The organism is Chlorogloeopsis fritschii PCC 6912, from assembly GCF_000317285.1.
GTDB lineage: Bacteria > Cyanobacteriota > Cyanobacteriia > Cyanobacteriales > Nostocaceae > Chlorogloeopsis > Chlorogloeopsis fritschii.
The window spans coordinates 105,483-121,888 of record NZ_AJLN01000085.1 but is presented as its reverse complement, the minus strand read 5'-3'; the positions used below and the strand labels follow the sequence as shown (position 1 = coordinate 121,888).

14 protein-coding genes are annotated in these 16,406 nt (G+C 41.5%); 7 read left to right on the top strand and 7 right to left on the bottom strand.

Features of this window, described 5'->3' with window-relative positions; all coding sequences use genetic code 11:
- Positions 1–815: 815 nt before the first annotated feature.
- The 3 genes from UYC_RS0116915 to UYC_RS0116905 all read left to right on the top strand — a co-directional run bounded on the left by UYC_RS0116915 (position 816) and on the right by UYC_RS0116905 (position 4,396).
- Positions 816–2,111 carry an HlyD family efflux transporter periplasmic adaptor subunit gene (locus UYC_RS0116915; RefSeq protein ID WP_016872417.1) on the top strand — a complete coding sequence of 432 codons (1,296 nt, stop codon included), beginning with the start codon at positions 816–818 and terminating at the stop codon, positions 2,109–2,111.
- 84 nt (positions 2,112–2,195) lie between these two features.
- Positions 2,196–3,353, top strand: coding sequence for an ABC transporter permease DevC (gene devC / locus UYC_RS0116910; protein WP_016872418.1), 1,158 nt, complete (start codon positions 2,196–2,198; stop codon positions 3,351–3,353).
- A gap of 332 nt (positions 3,354–3,685) precedes the next feature.
- The gene (locus UYC_RS0116905) at positions 3,686–4,396 is read left to right on the top strand and encodes a DevA family ABC transporter ATP-binding protein (RefSeq protein WP_016872419.1); all 711 of its coding nucleotides are present in this window, start codon (positions 3,686–3,688) and stop codon (positions 4,394–4,396) included.
- 173 nt (positions 4,397–4,569) lie between these two features.
- On the opposite strand, the gene UYC_RS0116900 is transcribed toward UYC_RS0116905, so the two are convergent.
- Positions 4,570–5,346: a hypothetical protein gene (locus tag UYC_RS0116900; protein WP_016872420.1), complete on the bottom strand. Its 777-nt coding sequence runs from the start codon at positions 5,344–5,346 to the stop codon at positions 4,570–4,572.
- Between the two features lie 419 nt (positions 5,347–5,765).
- On the bottom strand, positions 5,766–6,599 hold the full coding sequence (psbO, locus tag UYC_RS0116895; RefSeq protein ID WP_016872421.1) for a photosystem II manganese-stabilizing polypeptide: 834 nt from the start codon (positions 6,597–6,599) through the stop codon (positions 5,766–5,768).
- A 546-nt stretch (positions 6,600–7,145) separates the two neighbouring features.
- Here psbO and UYC_RS0116890 point away from each other — a divergent pair.
- Complete coding sequence (locus UYC_RS0116890; RefSeq protein WP_016872422.1) at positions 7,146–7,484, top strand: hypothetical protein; 339 nt, start codon at positions 7,146–7,148, stop codon at positions 7,482–7,484.
- A gap of 36 nt (positions 7,485–7,520) precedes the next feature.
- Here UYC_RS0116890 and UYC_RS37880 read toward each other — a convergent pair whose 3' ends face one another.
- Positions 7,521–7,697, bottom strand: coding sequence for a hypothetical protein (locus UYC_RS37880; RefSeq protein WP_157171252.1), 177 nt, complete (start codon positions 7,695–7,697; stop codon positions 7,521–7,523).
- A gap of 314 nt (positions 7,698–8,011) precedes the next feature.
- Here UYC_RS37880 and UYC_RS0116880 point away from each other — a divergent pair, with 314 nt between their 5' ends.
- From UYC_RS0116880 to ftsZ, 3 genes are all read left to right on the top strand, one after another.
- Positions 8,012–8,857 carry a cell division protein FtsQ/DivIB gene (locus tag UYC_RS0116880; RefSeq protein ID WP_016872423.1) on the top strand — a complete coding sequence of 282 codons (846 nt, stop codon included), beginning with the start codon at positions 8,012–8,014 and terminating at the stop codon, positions 8,855–8,857.
- Between the two features lie 665 nt (positions 8,858–9,522).
- Entirely contained in the window at positions 9,523–9,858 is a 336-nt protein-coding gene (locus UYC_RS0116875) for a hypothetical protein (RefSeq protein WP_016872424.1), read from the top strand.
- Between the two features lie 45 nt (positions 9,859–9,903).
- Complete coding sequence (gene ftsZ, locus UYC_RS0116870; RefSeq protein WP_026087296.1) at positions 9,904–11,193, top strand: cell division protein FtsZ; 1,290 nt, start codon at positions 9,904–9,906, stop codon at positions 11,191–11,193.
- 662 nt (positions 11,194–11,855) lie between these two features.
- Here ftsZ and gshB read toward each other — a convergent pair.
- From gshB to hflX, 4 genes are all read right to left on the bottom strand, one after another.
- A complete protein-coding gene (gene gshB, locus UYC_RS0116860; RefSeq protein ID WP_026087297.1) occupies positions 11,856–12,836 on the bottom strand; it encodes a glutathione synthase in 981 nt (326 codons plus the stop codon).
- Positions 12,837–12,948: 112 nt separating this feature from the next.
- Positions 12,949–13,221 (bottom strand): glutaredoxin 3, encoded by a 273-nt coding sequence (gene grxC, locus UYC_RS0116855; RefSeq protein ID WP_016872428.1) that lies wholly within the window; start codon positions 13,219–13,221, stop codon positions 12,949–12,951.
- A 396-nt stretch (positions 13,222–13,617) separates the two neighbouring features.
- A complete protein-coding gene (locus UYC_RS0116850; protein ID WP_016879582.1) occupies positions 13,618–14,328 on the bottom strand; it encodes a hypothetical protein in 711 nt (236 codons plus the stop codon).
- Positions 14,329–14,599: 271 nt separating this feature from the next.
- On the bottom strand, positions 14,600–16,345 hold the full coding sequence (gene hflX / locus UYC_RS0116845) for a GTPase HflX (RefSeq protein ID WP_200862383.1): 1,746 nt from the start codon (positions 16,343–16,345) through the stop codon (positions 14,600–14,602).
- Positions 16,346–16,406: the final 61 nt, after the last annotated feature.

The window sequence follows — 16,406 nt, the reverse complement described above, 5'->3', positions numbered from 1 at the left end:
AAAAATCTATTAATGTAGAATTCATTTAACGAGAGTACAATGGAGTAAAACAAAATAAAAAGCCAGAGGAGGATTTTGGAAGTAAAAATCCAAAAATAATCTGAGTAAGTGTAAGTAACGATTGATAGAAGAAAACTACACAGTTAAAATCAACTCTCATTCAACTCAAATTCCTCAAATGGATGGCAATAAATCCATTTCAACAAGTACTTAAGCAAAAGTACCCTCAAAGTCCACAGCATCTCTTCAAACAGCCGGGTGTGTCTAACGGGTACAAATTTTGAATTTTCAATTTTGGCTTTTGCAATGAAAGAAACTGATAGCTCGGTACTAGTTATGTCTTTTTTTGCAGTAGTTTTTTATGAACATTGTACAAGTAAATCTCATCAAGCAGTAAATTTTAGACAACAAGCATAAGGTAGTTGAAGTTGACAAATAAAATTGCTTCAAATAGCCTGTAACTCATTTTCAAGAGTTGTATAGGCACGATTTTTTGCATTTTTCCTCATCCCATTTCATTGACATTAATCTTGTGGAGACGTGCCATGACAAGTCTCTACAAAAAGATTTGTTTCGCCTATAGAGGAAATTCGTGTTATTTCAAATTATTGAATATTCATGAAACCAAAAACGCCATTGTGAAAACTGTGGCGTTGAATGTTCTTAAATTTTATGATTTTCAGCGACATACACCTTGAAGTTACTGTTAGTTATCCTTGACATTTATTCGTTAACGACGAATTTTTGTTGACTAATTTAATTATGTTTGACTTGCTTTTTACTTTCGTTAGTAAACTTCAGACAACCAACATACCATGTCAAGGGCAAGAGAAGAGACAAGGTTAAACGAACAGCCCCAGGTTTTGTGGGCGATCGCTATAGCTCTACCGGTAACAGTTGCCGCTGGAGTGCTGACTATGGCTAAACTAGAGCAACTTCAAAAGCTCAACGAGCCTGTTACCAGCAAACCTGTTGTGAATAGTATTCATGCAATGGGGCGCTTGGAGCCGCAAGGAGAAGTGATTAAACTTTCTGCTCCAGCAGGAGTTCAGGGAGGCACACGAGTTGAGCAACTGTTTGTCAAAGAAGGAGAGCGTGTTAAAAAAGGGCAAGTAATTGCTATTTTAGATAACTTTGCCACCAACACAGCAATAGTAGAAGAAGCAAGAGCAAGACTCTTAGAAGCCAGAGCTAACTGGGCGCAAGTCAAAGCTGGTATGCCAAGGGACATTCAAGCTCAAAAAGCGGTGATTGCTCGCTTACAAGCCCAGTTACGTGGTGAAGCTGTTGCTCAACAAGCATTGATAAATCGTGTTGAAGCTGAATTGCGAGGGCAACAGGATGTTTTTAGAGCGACGGTGGCTCGCATCCAAGCAGAACAACGTAATGCCCTAGTTGATGCTCAACGCTACGATTTTTTATACACAGAAGGTGCAATTTCTCAACAAGAACGCGACAGGAGACGCTTGAGTGCCACAACTACTACTCAGCAACTAGCCGAAAGCCAAGCTAGCCGCAGACAGGCGATCGCTACTCTACAACAGCAAATTGCAGAAGCTAAAGTTAGCCGGGATAAAACTATAGCTATTTTGCAACAACAAATCGACGAAGAAAGAACTAGATTGCAAAGACTTCTAGAAGTTAGTCCTAACAGTATACAAATAGCACAAGCTCAAGTTGTGAATGCGATCGCCACTCTCAAAAAGGCGGAAGCACAGCTGCGGTTGAGCTATCTGAAAGCACCCATTGCCGGAGAAATTTTAAAAGTTCACACCAAGTCTGGAGAAACTATGGGCGTAGATGGGATTGCTGAAATTGGACGAACAGATCAAATGATGGTTGTCGCAGAAGTTTCTGAAGACAGTATTGGTAAAGTGCGTTTAGGTCAAGAAGTGACAATTACTAGTGATAATGGGGCTTTTAGCGGAGAATTGCAAGGAACTGTAGCTGAGATTGGTAGAAAAATTGGTAAGAAAGACGTACTAAATACAGATCCAGCAGCAGATGTTGATGCCAGAGTTGTGGAAGTCAAAATTGCTCTATCTCCATCAGACAGTGCCAAGGTTGCAGGCTTAACTTATGCCAAGGTAGTTGTTGGTATCAAAATCTAAATCACGAATTTTCAAATAATAATTCGTGTCTAATTCATCGTTATAAACTTATAATTTTTTTCAAATTTTTGGGAGATAAAGATAATGTTTGGCGGTAAACTTCCTCTAGCATGGTTACAATTAAAGCGAGAAAAAACACGTCTAGCTGTAGCCTTAGCAGGAATTGCATTTGCTGATATTCTCATGTTTATGCAACTTGGTTTTCGAGATTCTTTGTATTACAGTAATGTTAGATTCCATAACAGCTTACAAGGTGACATCGTTCTTCTTAGTCCCCAATCTAGCGCTCTTTTATCTTTAAAGCCTTTTTCTCAACGACGGCTATATCGAGCTTTAGATTTACCAGCAGTAAAATCAGTACACCCTATATATTTAGACTATACTAGCTGGAAAAATCCCGTTACAGGAATTCCTCGCAATCTTCTTGTTGTTGGTATTAATCCAACATCTAATATATTAAACATACCTGGATTAGAGCAGAACCTAGATAGTATAAAAATACCTGACGTAGTGTTATATGATAGAGCTTCTCGACAGGAATATGGCCCAATTGTTGCTGAATTTGCTCAAGGTAAAATTGTCACCGCAGAAGTTCAAAGGAGACTGATAAAAGTAGGAGGATTATTTACTTTAGGTGCATCTTTTGGTGCAGATGGTAACTTGATTACTAGTGATGTTAATTTCCTGCGCCTCTTCCCAATTCGACAAAAAGGATTAATTAGTATTGGACTGATTAGATTAAAACCAGGAGCAAACGTAGAAGCAGTTGCTAAAGATTTGAGAAAATATTTACAACAAGATGTCAAAGTTTTAACTAAACAAGAATTTATTGATAAAGAAAGACAGTTCTGGGCAAGTAGTACAGCGATAGGATTTATTTTCACTTTGGGTACAATCATGGGTTTTATTGTCGGAACCGTGATTGTTTATCAAATTCTCTATACTGAGGTGGCAGATCATCTAGTTGAGTATGCAACTCTCAAAGCTATCGGTTACGCACAAAAATATTTTTTAGTAGTAATTTTACAAGAAGCTTTAATTTTGGCAATTTTAGGATATCTGCCAGGATTTGCTTTTGCTCTATTTTTATATCAAAAGGCTAGAGAAGCAACACTACTACCAGTTTTTATGAGTTTTGCACGAGCAATACAAGTGCTACTTTTAACGATTATTATGTGTTTTATTTCTGGTGCAATTGCCGTCAGAAAACTCCGCTCCGCTGACCCCGCAGACATTTTTTAAATGAATTATAAATTATGAAAATCTCTCTGATTAATCAAATTAAGAATTTGAATTTTTATGAAATTAAGAACATCTAAATATACTGTATAGGCACATTTAGGAAATAATAAACACACCTCTACTTACTACTGTACGGACGGGTTGGAACAAAATCTTTCTCATGATTACGAATACCTGTAAATAAAACCCGCTCCTACTAGAACTTACGCAAAATTCCTCTAAAACCCTCTTTTCTCCGTGTACTCTGCGTTCTCTGCGGTTAATTATTCCGTAACTCGTGCGTAAGTCCTGCTAACTACTAACCACTATCTACTAACCACTAAACACTATCTATGAAAAGAGAACCTGTAATTTCAATTAAACATCTCAATCACTACTATGGTAAAGGTGCATTGAGGAGACAAATTTTATTTGATATAAACCTGGAAATTTATTCAGGAGAAATTGTAATTATGACAGGCCCATCAGGTTCTGGTAAAACAACTTTACTAAGCTTGATTGGTGGTTTACGATCTGTACAAGAAGGTAGTTTAAAATTTCTAGGTGAAGAGCTATATAGAGCTAGTCAAGCAAAACTAGTTAGCCTGCGGCGCAATATTGGTTATATTTTTCAAGCTCACAACTTATTAGAGTTCTTAACCGCTAGGCAAAATGTACAAATGGCGGTAGAACTAAATAAACATATTTCTCAGCAAGAAGCGATTGCTAAAGCAGAAGGGATTCTCAGAGCGGTTGGTTTAGGACAAAGAGTTAATTACTATCCTGATAGTCTTTCTGGCGGACAAAAACAAAGGATTGCGATCGCTCGTGCTTTGGTAAATAATCCTCCATTGGTTTTAGCAGACGAACCCACAGCAGCTTTAGATAAACAATCAGGGCGAGATGTAGTAGAAATCATGCAGCATCTTGCCAAAGAAAAGGGAACTTCGATATTGTTAGTAACTCACGACAACCGGATTTTGGATATAGCCGATCGCATCGTAGAAATGGAAGATGGTATTTTAGTCCGTCAATCCCATAGTGCAGTAGAAAGAAAGTTATAACTCTGATCGGTACAAATCCAAGTTAACTAGTTAAGGTTGCCATTAGTCATTAGTTAGTGGTTAGTAGCTGGTTGTTCTCCTCTGTCCCTGAAGCTCCCCTGCTTGTCTCCTTATTCCCTATTCCCCGTTCCCCAACACTGTCTCCACGAATGAATTTTATTTTGTCCAACTACTTATTTTAGAGAGTTTGGTTGACGGCTAGTACGGAAAGTTACATTTACACCTTCATTCGACTGCTCTAGTACTAACAAAGGAGTGGGTTTAGCCTTTTGATCCCAATGCATATAGGCAACCCTGCCTTGAATCGTCGGTTGCCAATTATCTTCCTCGTCTATAGGACTAAGATAAGTTTCAATACAGTCTATAATTTGGCTAATTGTGGCAGACGTGGGTTGGGTTGGTAACTTCATTAATCGGATTTGAACGCGAAACAAGACTCGCTTTGTAATATTTGGTGCATTGCCAGTTTCATACTCAACGTCAAACATTTCATCCACCTGCCTCCCGGCATTACTGGCAATGCCCACTACCCCTTGTTGAGCTTGATTGGGGCGCAGTGCTTGAGAAATTTTGTCTTTAATTTTGATTTTAATTTGATTAACAATAGCAAAATGAAATACCTCTTCTGACATCCGCATTCGCAGATAATCTAGGTTAAATTCCCGTGAGTTGATTAAATCGGGATTAGTCTCCATTTTGCGGATCGTTTCCAAAGCTAATTTAAACTTTTTCTCTATTTCCCGTGCCCGAAATTGTTCAAATTTAATTTTTTTCTTAAGCTTATTTATTTGGATATTACCAAAGATAATCAAAGCAATCACAAGTAAGGCTAAACCCCCACTAGTAGCTACCAATATCGGCGGTAATTGTGATTCGCTTGCGGGAACTTGCTGAGAAATCTTTTTTGTCTTTGTTCCAGGTGATTGGGCAATAAATATAAAAGTTGACATGGTGAGTACATAAAAATACTTGGCTTCTGATTTTTAGGATGCCCAAATCTCCGATATATTTTTGCGGTATCAGTGCTATTTTTACAGAGTTAGGGGTGGGGGCTAGGGATTAGGGGATAGGTGACAGGTGACAGGGGACAGGGGACTAGGGACTAGGGACTAGGGACTAGGAATTAAGAAATCCTAGTACCTAATCCCCAATACCCAATCACCAGTATCGTTCGGCTGAGGCTCACGGCGGAAGCCCAATACCCAATCCCTAACACCCAATCCCCAATTACCGGATGGCAATGCTCAAAAGTAAAAAACTACCCCTCAATCTCCTTCAAAACGTTTGCAAGGAAGACAAGGGGTAGCGATCGCCTTTACAGTGAAAAATACAGTCTTGAGTAGCAGTAAGTTGCTGCACTCAAAAGAATTTAGGCACGAGCTGGTTCAACACGAGCGTAGAAAATGCCACGAACTTTGACTTCTTCTGGCTCGTCAGCACCTAGATCGGTATCGGAGGGCTGTTCGCTCTCAAAAGTACCTGCAATCTCACCAGTCGCACTATCTACTTTGGCGATAGATAGGGAAATCTTACCTTCAAGCACATCAGCACGCTTGACATTGGCGCGAAGGAGTTGTTCTTCATCAGATTGGGCAGGAAGAGCTACAGCATTGTCATAACCGCTAGCAACACCACGTCCTTTGGGATCGAGGAAGGTAGCACCACGATAGGAAGGAACTCTGAAAGAACCTTCAAAATCCGTGGAAGTGTTAATGCTAGTCATGCCAGGTTGTGATTGAGCAACCAAACCTTTGACTGTAAACAAGAAAGGCACCATTTCACCACCAGGCAGTTTAACGGTAGCAGCTTGGAAGTCAAAGCCATCTTTTTCCACAAAAGTAAGGCTACCATCTGGGTTCACCTTCAGATCCCCTTGGATCTGATCGAGTGAGTAGGTTTTACGAGTCAATAATTTGCCAGCAATATATTGTGGTTTTTGCCGTTTGTTAGTAGGTTCTCCTTTCACAAAGAATTGGGTTGGTTCTAAACAAAGTTCTTTTATGATGTAGGATTGCCCGGCATCAACAGGAATCGAGCCGCGACTTGTTTCTGTCAGTTGAGGGCACTTGTTAGCCAAGCCAGTGCCTTTAATTTGATCGTAGGTAAGTAAATCTGTACTACCAGCCGCAGGGCCTTCACTACAAGCAGTTAGTACTCCCAAGCACAAAGCCAAGAGTGCAACAATTACAGCGCGAAACCTCATGGTCAACCTCAGTGTCAAAAATGAATATTTAATGGTTTTAGTTTGGGCGTATGAATAAGTACGCCCCAGCACACACAGGGACGCAAACAGATACCTCGCAGGAGGATACAAGCGTGGACTTCCGAACGCCTGCCCCAAGTTGAGAACGGTTATAATTGCCGTTGCTGCAACTTTTTTGGACAGCTTCCAGATGTCCCGTAAGTGCTGCTAGCTGGTTTACCTTTGTGGTATAACCTTTGTCGTTCTGCGTGACGTATGTGTCGCCACTATATACAGCCCATTTTGTTATGGGGAGATCAGCCAGATCATACGATTTTTTTAAACTCAAAATCAAAGCGCTCTAATATTTGTCAAGAATGCTGGGATCGCATTGAACTAATTAATAACTCTACCAAACCTAATCCCCTCTTGCTCATCAATCACAGCAATAGGCTTTAGGTACAAATGCGGTTACAGCCTACTTTGACAAAATTAGGTTCAATGGCGAACAAAAGAAAGTCAAAAATCTCCAGTAAATTTATTTAGACCTCATTTACATAAGGTGGCATGAAAAACGGCAGAATTTTTGAGCCAGAGAAATTATCTGGCAAGCTGCAAGATATTGCAACGGAAGTACATAACGCAGTGCAATTTTGTCAAGGGGATACTATAGCTCTTCTAGCTTTACTGCGGCAGTTGGAACGACTACACCGAGAGATCCGAGATGGAGCTTTTCAAGAAAGTTTGCCTAATAATCGTCAGGCACTTTACTCACTGTTAAAAGATATTGAGTCTGAAGGTGGATGGCCTTATATCGAGCGCATGAGGCTGCAAGAATTTTTAACAAATTTGCCACAACAAGTAGCCTTTGAGGAGGAGTGGGGAAGCGACGGAATCAGCGAATAATATAGCTTTTCCTCACCTTTACCTTTTAATTGAGAATTAGCGCTGGGTGGTAACACCATCACAACGCGTGCGATCGCACTGTTCTATATTGCGGTTGTACCAAAGATAATTACTTACCCAGTTGCAACCACGCACTAGCAGTTTTTCTAAGTACTTTTTTGTAGGCAGTACTTTCTTGACAAATTTTAAATCGGAGTATAATTGATGTCGCACTTCCCTCCATTTTGCCTGTTAGAGGGAAGTTGTCATAGTTACATCTGATTTGTCAATACTTTAGGTATAGCCATTTTGTGAAACGATGGCTGTTACCCTACAGCAATAAAGCTAAATTCTATTCAGAATAAGCACCGCAAACTTGAATAGTGAATAATCTCAGTGCCACAATCCTTGTTTGGTTGCTGTAAAGTGTTACTACATCAAAACAAATCTTGAAGAAGATATCTCCAAGTCAGCAGGCAGGTTTTCTGCGATTACTGAATAACAGGAGCATAATTAACGATTTGGAATAAAGTGTGGAAGAGGTTTGAATGGCTGGCATAGCATCAGTTTCCCGTAAACTTCTAGCAGGAAGACGTAAAAAATTACGTCAAAAGCGACAGACAAAAATTTTTCAAGCTATTTGGCGAACCCTTGCCGTTACGGGTTTGGCAAGTAGTTTGCTGTGGGTAACGCTTCAACCGATTTGGGTTCTCAAAAATCCCAAAGATATTGTAATTTCAGGCAATCAATTACTTTCGGATCAGGCAATTGAGTCTCTTTTGAAGCTTTCTTATCCCCAGTCTTTATGGCGGATTCAACCATCTCGAATTGCCTCTGCATTGCAGCAACAACCGACTATTGCAAAAGCGATCGTCACTCGTCGTCTTTTTCCTCCCGGATTAATAGTGCAAGTTCACGAAAGAATACCTGTAGCAGTCGCACAAATGCATCGAGAACAGACAAATAGTGGTAATGGTAACAAAAAAGTATCTGTGGGTTTACTAGACGCTAATGGAGTATTGATGCCTTTAGAACAATTTAATTCACTGAATTCCACAGTTAAAGTACCAACTTTAAAAGTAATCGGCTCACCAGAACAATACCGTCCTTACTGGACTCAACTATATCAAGCAACAAGTCAATCTACTGTGAAGGTAATAGAAATTGATTGGCGAGATCCAACAAATTTAATTTTGAAAACCGAAATAGGTAAGGTACATTTTGGTGTTCCCACCTCCCGATTACCTGAACAAATCAAATTACTTGCTCAGATGCGTCATTTACCCTTACAACTTAGTCCCAATCAAATAGATTACATAGATCTGAAAAATCCAGACCATCCAATAGTACAAATGAACCAAACTCAAAGGAAAATTAATTCCAAGACTCCCTAAAAACATTTGTATTTTTAATGTACAAAAGGTTTCTGATTAATAAAGAAGTTTTATGCTGATGAATCTTATTTATTACTTTTACTTTTATCGCACTCCATGCAATAATCAGCACTAACTTCTAATTAGAATAGTGAAGAATAATCACAAAACATCTCTAATTTGACAGAAAAAGCTCCTGTGTTTTTACCCTAAGATCTCACTGATAGGATGCAACTTTATGACCCTGTTCAATGTGTATAGAAAACCGACATGAGCATTCAAGGTCTTATGTTTAAACAACTTCAGGCGCAAGCAAGGTAAATTAAACCACAATTAATCGGGTATTAAATACCAAATCGAATTACTTTTTTGTTTCTCTAGCTCAAGGGTAGGTAAATATAAAAAAAGTTCTGTATTTTTAAGTTGCAATTATCTTCAATCAGGAATCCGATTGAACATATTATTAAGACAGGCAAGATGCATATTGGCGTGTCTTAGCAAGTAACATATCATTTACAAGTAATACAATTAGCTATTAAGTGCTGAAATACTTTGTACTGTGATAAATGTATAAAGAGAAACTAAAATATTACGAGTAAAATTTAAAAGCCGTAAAAGTTACTTCGTAATAGCTTCCAATTTAGTTATTTTCTCATACTTTTATACAAAAAACACTAGTAATTGTTGTGAGTAAAGAAAAAAACAACATCAACAACTGTAAAATTAATGAGCCATATAAATTACCAGTAGCAAAAAGAAGATGTTATTGGGATTACCAAAGGCATACCGAGCAAAATCAGCAAAAAAGCAGTGAATATATTAATCACCAGTGGGAGTTATACAGGTCAATTTTAGCTAAATATGGGTATACTTCTCTAGAATTAGCTGGTCAAACAGGTGCTTCGATCGCCGAACTCATCGCAAATTTTCGCGCCTCCAATCCTGAAAGGGTTGGAATTAGTGAGAACAAGAAAGAACAATGCTACAAGTTGTGGCAGCGTCAAACTATAGTTGACTCTTAGGTGAATAACACCTTAAAAAGTCGTTTATCTACCTTTGTGAATCCAATGACACTCGATAATAACCAAGGGCTTACCTATAGAAACTCTCAGTCTCCAGGACAGTCTGCTTTCTCGCTAGCAGTAAACTCTGCCAATCCCTTTAATCACTCAGGGTTGAACTTTGGGCAAAACAACGACAGCAAGAAGATTCCTAACGAGGATACCCGAATCGGTGACATTGTTCCAGGCCGGGTTGCCAACATCAAAGTGATTGGTGTTGGTGGTGGTGGTAGCAATGCCGTTAACCGCATGATCGCTTCTGATGTATCTGGAGTAGAATTTTGGTCAATTAACACCGATGCCCAAGCTCTAACTTTGGCAGCTGCTCCGAGTCGGTTGCAAATTGGACAAAAACTAACCCGTGGTTTAGGAGCAGGTGGCAATCCAGCCATCGGTCAAAAGGCTGCTGAGGAATCGCGGGATGAGATTTTAACCGCTTTAGAAGGTGCAGATTTAGTGTTTATCACCGCTGGCATGGGAGGCGGAACTGGCACCGGAGCAGCACCAATTGTGGCAGAAGTAGCGAAAGAAATGGGTGCCCTCACTGTGGGTGTGGTAACGCGTCCATTTATCTTTGAAGGGCGTCGTCGTACCAGTCAAGCGGAGCAAGGTATTGAAGGGCTGAAAAGTCGGGTGGATACGTTGATTATCATCCCCAACAATAAGCTTTTAGAAGTGATCCCAGAACAAACTCCGATGCAGGAGGCTTTTCGTTACGCAGATGACGTGCTGCGGCAAGGTGTACAAGGCATATCTGATATCATCACGATCCCCGGTTTGATCAACGTTGACTTTGCGGATGTACGGGCAGTAATGGCAGATGCGGGATCGGCTTTGATGGGAATCGGAATTGGTTCTGGAAAATCGAGAGCGAGAGAAGCAGCGATCGCTGCCATTTCTTCGCCATTACTCGAAAGTTCGATTGAGGGAGCCAGAGGCGTTGTCTTTAATATCACTGGTGGTAGTGACTTGACTCTTCATGAGGTAAATGCAGCGGCAGAAACAATCTATGAAGTCGTCGATCCGAATGCCAATATTATCTTTGGAGCAGTAATTGATGACAGGCTTCAAGGTGAAGTTAGACTTACTGTTATTGCCACTGGATTTACAGGTGAAGTGCAAACAGCACAACAACCAAACGTCACTCAAAACCGGGTAGTACAACCCGCACAGCCAAGACGCCCAATGCCACAACCTCCAGCAGCTAATCCTCCTACCCAAGTTCCGGAGCCTAAAGAAAAATCGATTTTGGATATTCCTGACTTCCTACGAAATCGGCGACCACCACGCAACTAAGCTATTAATAGCTGTTTTGTTGCTAGCTTATAGCTGTTCTATTAAAATATCAATCTCTTACCAGGGGCAGGGATAAGCTATTTCGTGCCATCCCTAAGTTGCTAATTGCTGGCGATTATCTCGGCAAAAAGGTTTCTCTTTTCGCCCCATCATCACTTGTCTGAGTAGGGGAAAATTTACCCAACTATAGAAGGCGAGACGCTATATGTACGCAGTCTATTTTTGCGACGATGCCCGTCTATGGTTGGAATCGGTACGGTTCTTAATCTCAATAGACGTTCATTTTGTTGCCTTTAAAAACAAGTTCATTTCCTACCAGATTGGTTTAAACGGCAGCGTTTCTTAAAGCTGTAACTTCCAATCTGTTGTCAATTATTAATTTTTACTGGGGGTGCAAGGAAAATTTTGTAGGTATAGTTCCAGCAAAATAAAGTTCATTTTTAACAAGGTAGCTGGAATGAATATGACAGTGATGTTGTGCAAAGCAGTAAATAACAGAGGCTGACCATAAAAAACCAGGGAGCGTTCAACCATACGCTAATGATAATTTTCTGGTCAGCGATTAACAGCAGCTAACTGTTAGAATCTGCGCAGGTGAGTTTTAGTTTTATACGTAAACTGTATCCATACGCAAAGAACGGCAAGCAAGAATCAAATCTAAATTATTTTTTATTTTTACTGTGTAGAGCCTGCTCAATCCATTTAATAACTTCATGGCCAAGACGAGTGCCGTCCAGTCGATCTATTTCGCGCACTCCTGTGGGACTTGTGACGTTAACTTCAGTCAAATAGCCACCAATAACATCGATCCCGACAAAAATTAAGCCATCTTGACATAGAGTTGCGGCTATTTGAGAGCAAATCTCGTGTTCTCTTGGGGTAATGTCAGTTTTGGCAACTGTGCCACCAGTTGCCATGTTGTTGCGAAATTCACCTGCTGCTGAAAGACGATTAACAGCACCAATGGGTTCGCCATTGAGTAGAATTATTCGCTTGTCTCCTTCTTTAGCATCTGGGATAAACTCTTGCACCATAACAGGCACACGACCTTGGAGGGTGCTAAGTTCGATGATAGAGTTGAAGTTGCGATCGCTTGGTTGCAAAATTAAAATTCCTTCGCCGGCTTTGTTACCAAGGGGTTTGAGAACCGCTGTTTCTTTGGCTTCTACAAATTGCCGAATAATCTGTTTATCTGCGGTAACGATAGTTTCTGGAATTACTTTACTAAACTGAAGGGCATACATTTTTTCGTTTGCTGCTCGAATCCCACTGGGATTATTAATCACCAAAGTTTTCTTTGGATCTATGTAGTCCAGAATATAAGTGGCATAGAGGTAGGGAACTGTAACTGGTGGATCTGTCCGCATAAATACGGCATCCATTGTTTCCAAACACATAAATGTGCGATCGCTCAACTTGTACCAAGGGTTTGCCGCTACCCAGCGTCCCTCCACCAGTTCTATAGGCACAAGCTCCACACGTTCTAAGACAGCCCAAGCTTTACCTTCTACCACACTTAACGAATTAACTTGGGCAATCCAAACTTCGTGTCCCATAATATGCGCCGCTTCCATTAAGGCAACGCTGGTATCATGGCATGGGTCAAGAGTAGAGATAGGATCGATAATAAAAGCCAGTTTCACGCTTTCTGCCTCAATTGCCAGCAACTTCCAAAGTCACTTTTAATTATCCCTTGATGATTTAGCTTCTTGGCGATCGCTTTTGCAGAAAAACCCGATCGCTACTCTGGCAATCCTACACACTATTGCTAGAAGCAAGTAGCGGATCTAGCTTGCCTTGAGCATCTAAAGCATACATATCATCACACCCGCCAATATGAAAATCGTTGATAAATATTTGTGGTAGAGAACGCCTTCCATTTGCCCTTTGAGCCATTTTGTTGCGCGCTGCCTCGTTGCCATCGATACTGTATTCGACAAATTCCACCCCTTTTTTCTTCAATAGGCTTTTGGCACGAATACAAAATGGGCAAGAACTCCAAGTGTAAATTTCTACTTTAGCAGCCATAACTTCCTCAACTGAGCGTAATAATTCTTAATTTTAGAATGTTGTTGCTGGCTGTGGGTACTGGCGATCGGGTATTAGGTATCGGGGATTGGGAAGAGGACAAGCGGACAAAGGGACGCGGAGTATAGCAATTTTTGTAGGGTGGGCACTGTCTAACTTTCCTCAAACCCTTATTTTTACGTTGTGGACAGTGCTCCGAAGTTCCCTACGGCGGGAAACCCGCCTGCAGGACTTCTCTCCACCTTACGGTTGTTGAGAACGGTGCAAGCTCTCAGTTAAGTTATAATTCCTAGTCCCTAGCCCCTAGTCCCTATCCACTGTCCTAAAAAAAGCTTAAAAGTGCTGATACACTTCTAAGCCTCGTCATTAAAGTCAATATAAGTTGAATAGTGTTGTTTAATTCTGAGAAAGAAACTGTTTGTTTTTCTTCATCAGTCGCCACGTGCCTACGGCAGCAAATAAACCGAGAGCAGCGGTTGCACTATGTTCGGGTACCTTTTGAGGAGGGGGTGGAGGAGGAGTGTAGTAAGGAGCCGTGCCTTTGAGCTTGCTACTTCCTTCACGACTATTTCCAGAGCCTACACTCATCAGACGCACTCCAAAATTTTGCTCAGAAAACTGAGCCAGAGTTAAAGCTTTGGAAATATGGGACAAGGTAAAAGTGGTTGATTGAATGTCGCCTTTGTTTCCACCTATACCTTCCTTACCAATTTCTACTCCAGCATCAAAGTAATTCCTCTGGTTACCATTGCCGTTGAGATTGTTGCTACTACTGCCAACAGAGGTAATTGTCCCAGCCGGGCCAAATTTGCTGGCTGTTACATCCGTACCTGCGACTTGAATACCGCTAAGAAGCGAGTCATCCAAAATGTTGAAGAAAATACCGCGTATATCAGCGATAGTGTTACTGCCAGTTGCTAGATAATCTACTTTAAATTGAACTTTACCCGATCCTGCTATTTGATCGTCCAAGGTAAACTTCACTCTGGTATCAGATCCGGTGAAGTCGTCGATGGTAAAAGATAAAGAAGCAGCATTGGCAGGAGCGAGAATAGAGGATGCTATTAGAACAGTAGTAGCAGCCAAAAAGGATGGTACTACTGACATTGAAAAGAAATTTTTCATGTTAATTCAGCACTTGCAAAACAGAATTGTGAGACTCAACTAGTAAAAAACAGACATGGTAAATTGCTACCGAACTCATGCTAAAAGTAACCCCTGAATGAGCCTTATCCAATCCTAAGTACTGACCTAGAAGTTGTCGATAATACAGTCTATATATTCAAAAACACTTTTTTTTTGGCTTCATAATATTAAAAAACTCAGTATTGCTACTGAGTTCTGAAATTTAAAGATAGAATGAAATTTGTTTATTTATTTACCGATAGTCAACGGCATACTGAACTAGTTGACCCAAGCGCTGACGCAAGGTTTCTAACCCCAGACGCTGACGCGCGGAAAGAAATACTCCCAAGGGAAACTCTTCTCGTGCTTGGGCGAGGGTATCGCTGTCTACTTGGTCAATCTTGTTAAAAGCGACTACTGCGGGGCCAGGTGTTACTGGCATTTGCGCCAAAATTTCCCTCACAGAGCGAATATGACTCAACCAAGCAGGATGAGATAAATCTACTAAATGCAGTAGGGCATCAGCTTCTGTCACTTCTTCTAAAGTGGCGCGGAAGGCATCCATGAGGGATGCGGGTAGTTCGTGAATGAACCCTACTGTATCTGTGACTAGAATTTCTTGGGGTTCGCCAGTTGCTGCATGGGGAACTACTAGGCGGCGCGTAGTTGGATCTAAGGTGGCAAACAACTGGTCAGCTGTGTAAACCTCGGCGTTAGTTAGAGCATTCAGCAAAGTAGACTTGCCAGCGTTGGTATAACCCACGATCGCCACCGAGGGAATTTCTCGATGTTGCCGTCGCTGGCGCAACCGTTCTCGATGGGCTTGTAGTTGGTTTACTTCTTGTTGCAGGCGGGAAATACGACGCCCAATGGCACGTCTTTCGGTTTCTAGTTTAGTTTCACCAGGGCCGCGAGTACCAATACCACCACCAAGTCGGGACATTGCCTGACCTCTACCAGCCAGTCGCGGCAGCATATATTCCAACTGTGCCAGTTCTACTTGCAGCTTACCTGCACGGGACTGGGCGCGTTGGGCAAAGATATCTAAAATTACTTCGGTGCGATCGACTACCCGGATACCAATTTGAGTTTCTAAATTACGGGCTTGGGAAGGTGAAAGATCGCGATCGAAGACAACAAGATTAGCTCCCAAGGTTTGGGCGGTGAGGGCAATTTCTTGCACTTTTCCTTCCCCGACTACAGTTTGGGGATGAATGCGCGATCGCTTCTGCCAGAGAGTCTGCAACACCTCTCCGCCAGCAGTGTCTACTAATCGTGCTAATTCTGCTAAAGTGTCTTGGAATTGTTGAGGTGTCATATCATCGGTCATTACCCCGATAATTACTACGCGATCGCGATCGCTACTTACTTCCTGGGCAACAAACTCCCGCTGGAATTCCTCTTCCAGCCCTTCCACCATTTCGATAAAATCCTGCTGCGAGAGCACATCCAAACTCATGGGTGGCGACACGCTCCAACTAGGAGATTGAACGTTGCTCACCTCTAGCTTGGCAGAAGCTGGACTGGTGATGAGGGCGCGAGATTCTTGGGGGACGAGGTGTGCTAAAAAAGCTTCTTTGACGTAACCTGTTACTCCACCACCCCGCTTTTGAAATCCTGTTCCCGTAACGTTAAGCACAACTAGAGCATCGAGACGCTGTAGTGCCATCGCTGTCAATGCCGCTTCACTGGGTGAATCTGGCTTGAGTTGAGTGGCGATACAACGGATACCGCTAAGTCGTTCTGCACCGTAACGGGGCAATTCTAGTGGTGGGATTTGCGTTTGACGCACAGTGCCTACCCCTACCCGGATAACTTGTCCACGACGATTGAGGTAGGCACATACAGGCTGATTGATTTCAGTACTGATTGCTGCCAAACGCTGGGCAAACTCAGGCGTTGTGATGCGATCGCCCGGAATGCGCTGGTGATACAGCCGCTGTAGTTGCTTAAGCTGGCTAGACTTTAAACCCTGAAGATTACCGAAGATAGTCTCGATAAGCGTCTTTTACCAGTAAACTGGTTCCTCGAATCCTACTTTTTATATTTTACAATACTGT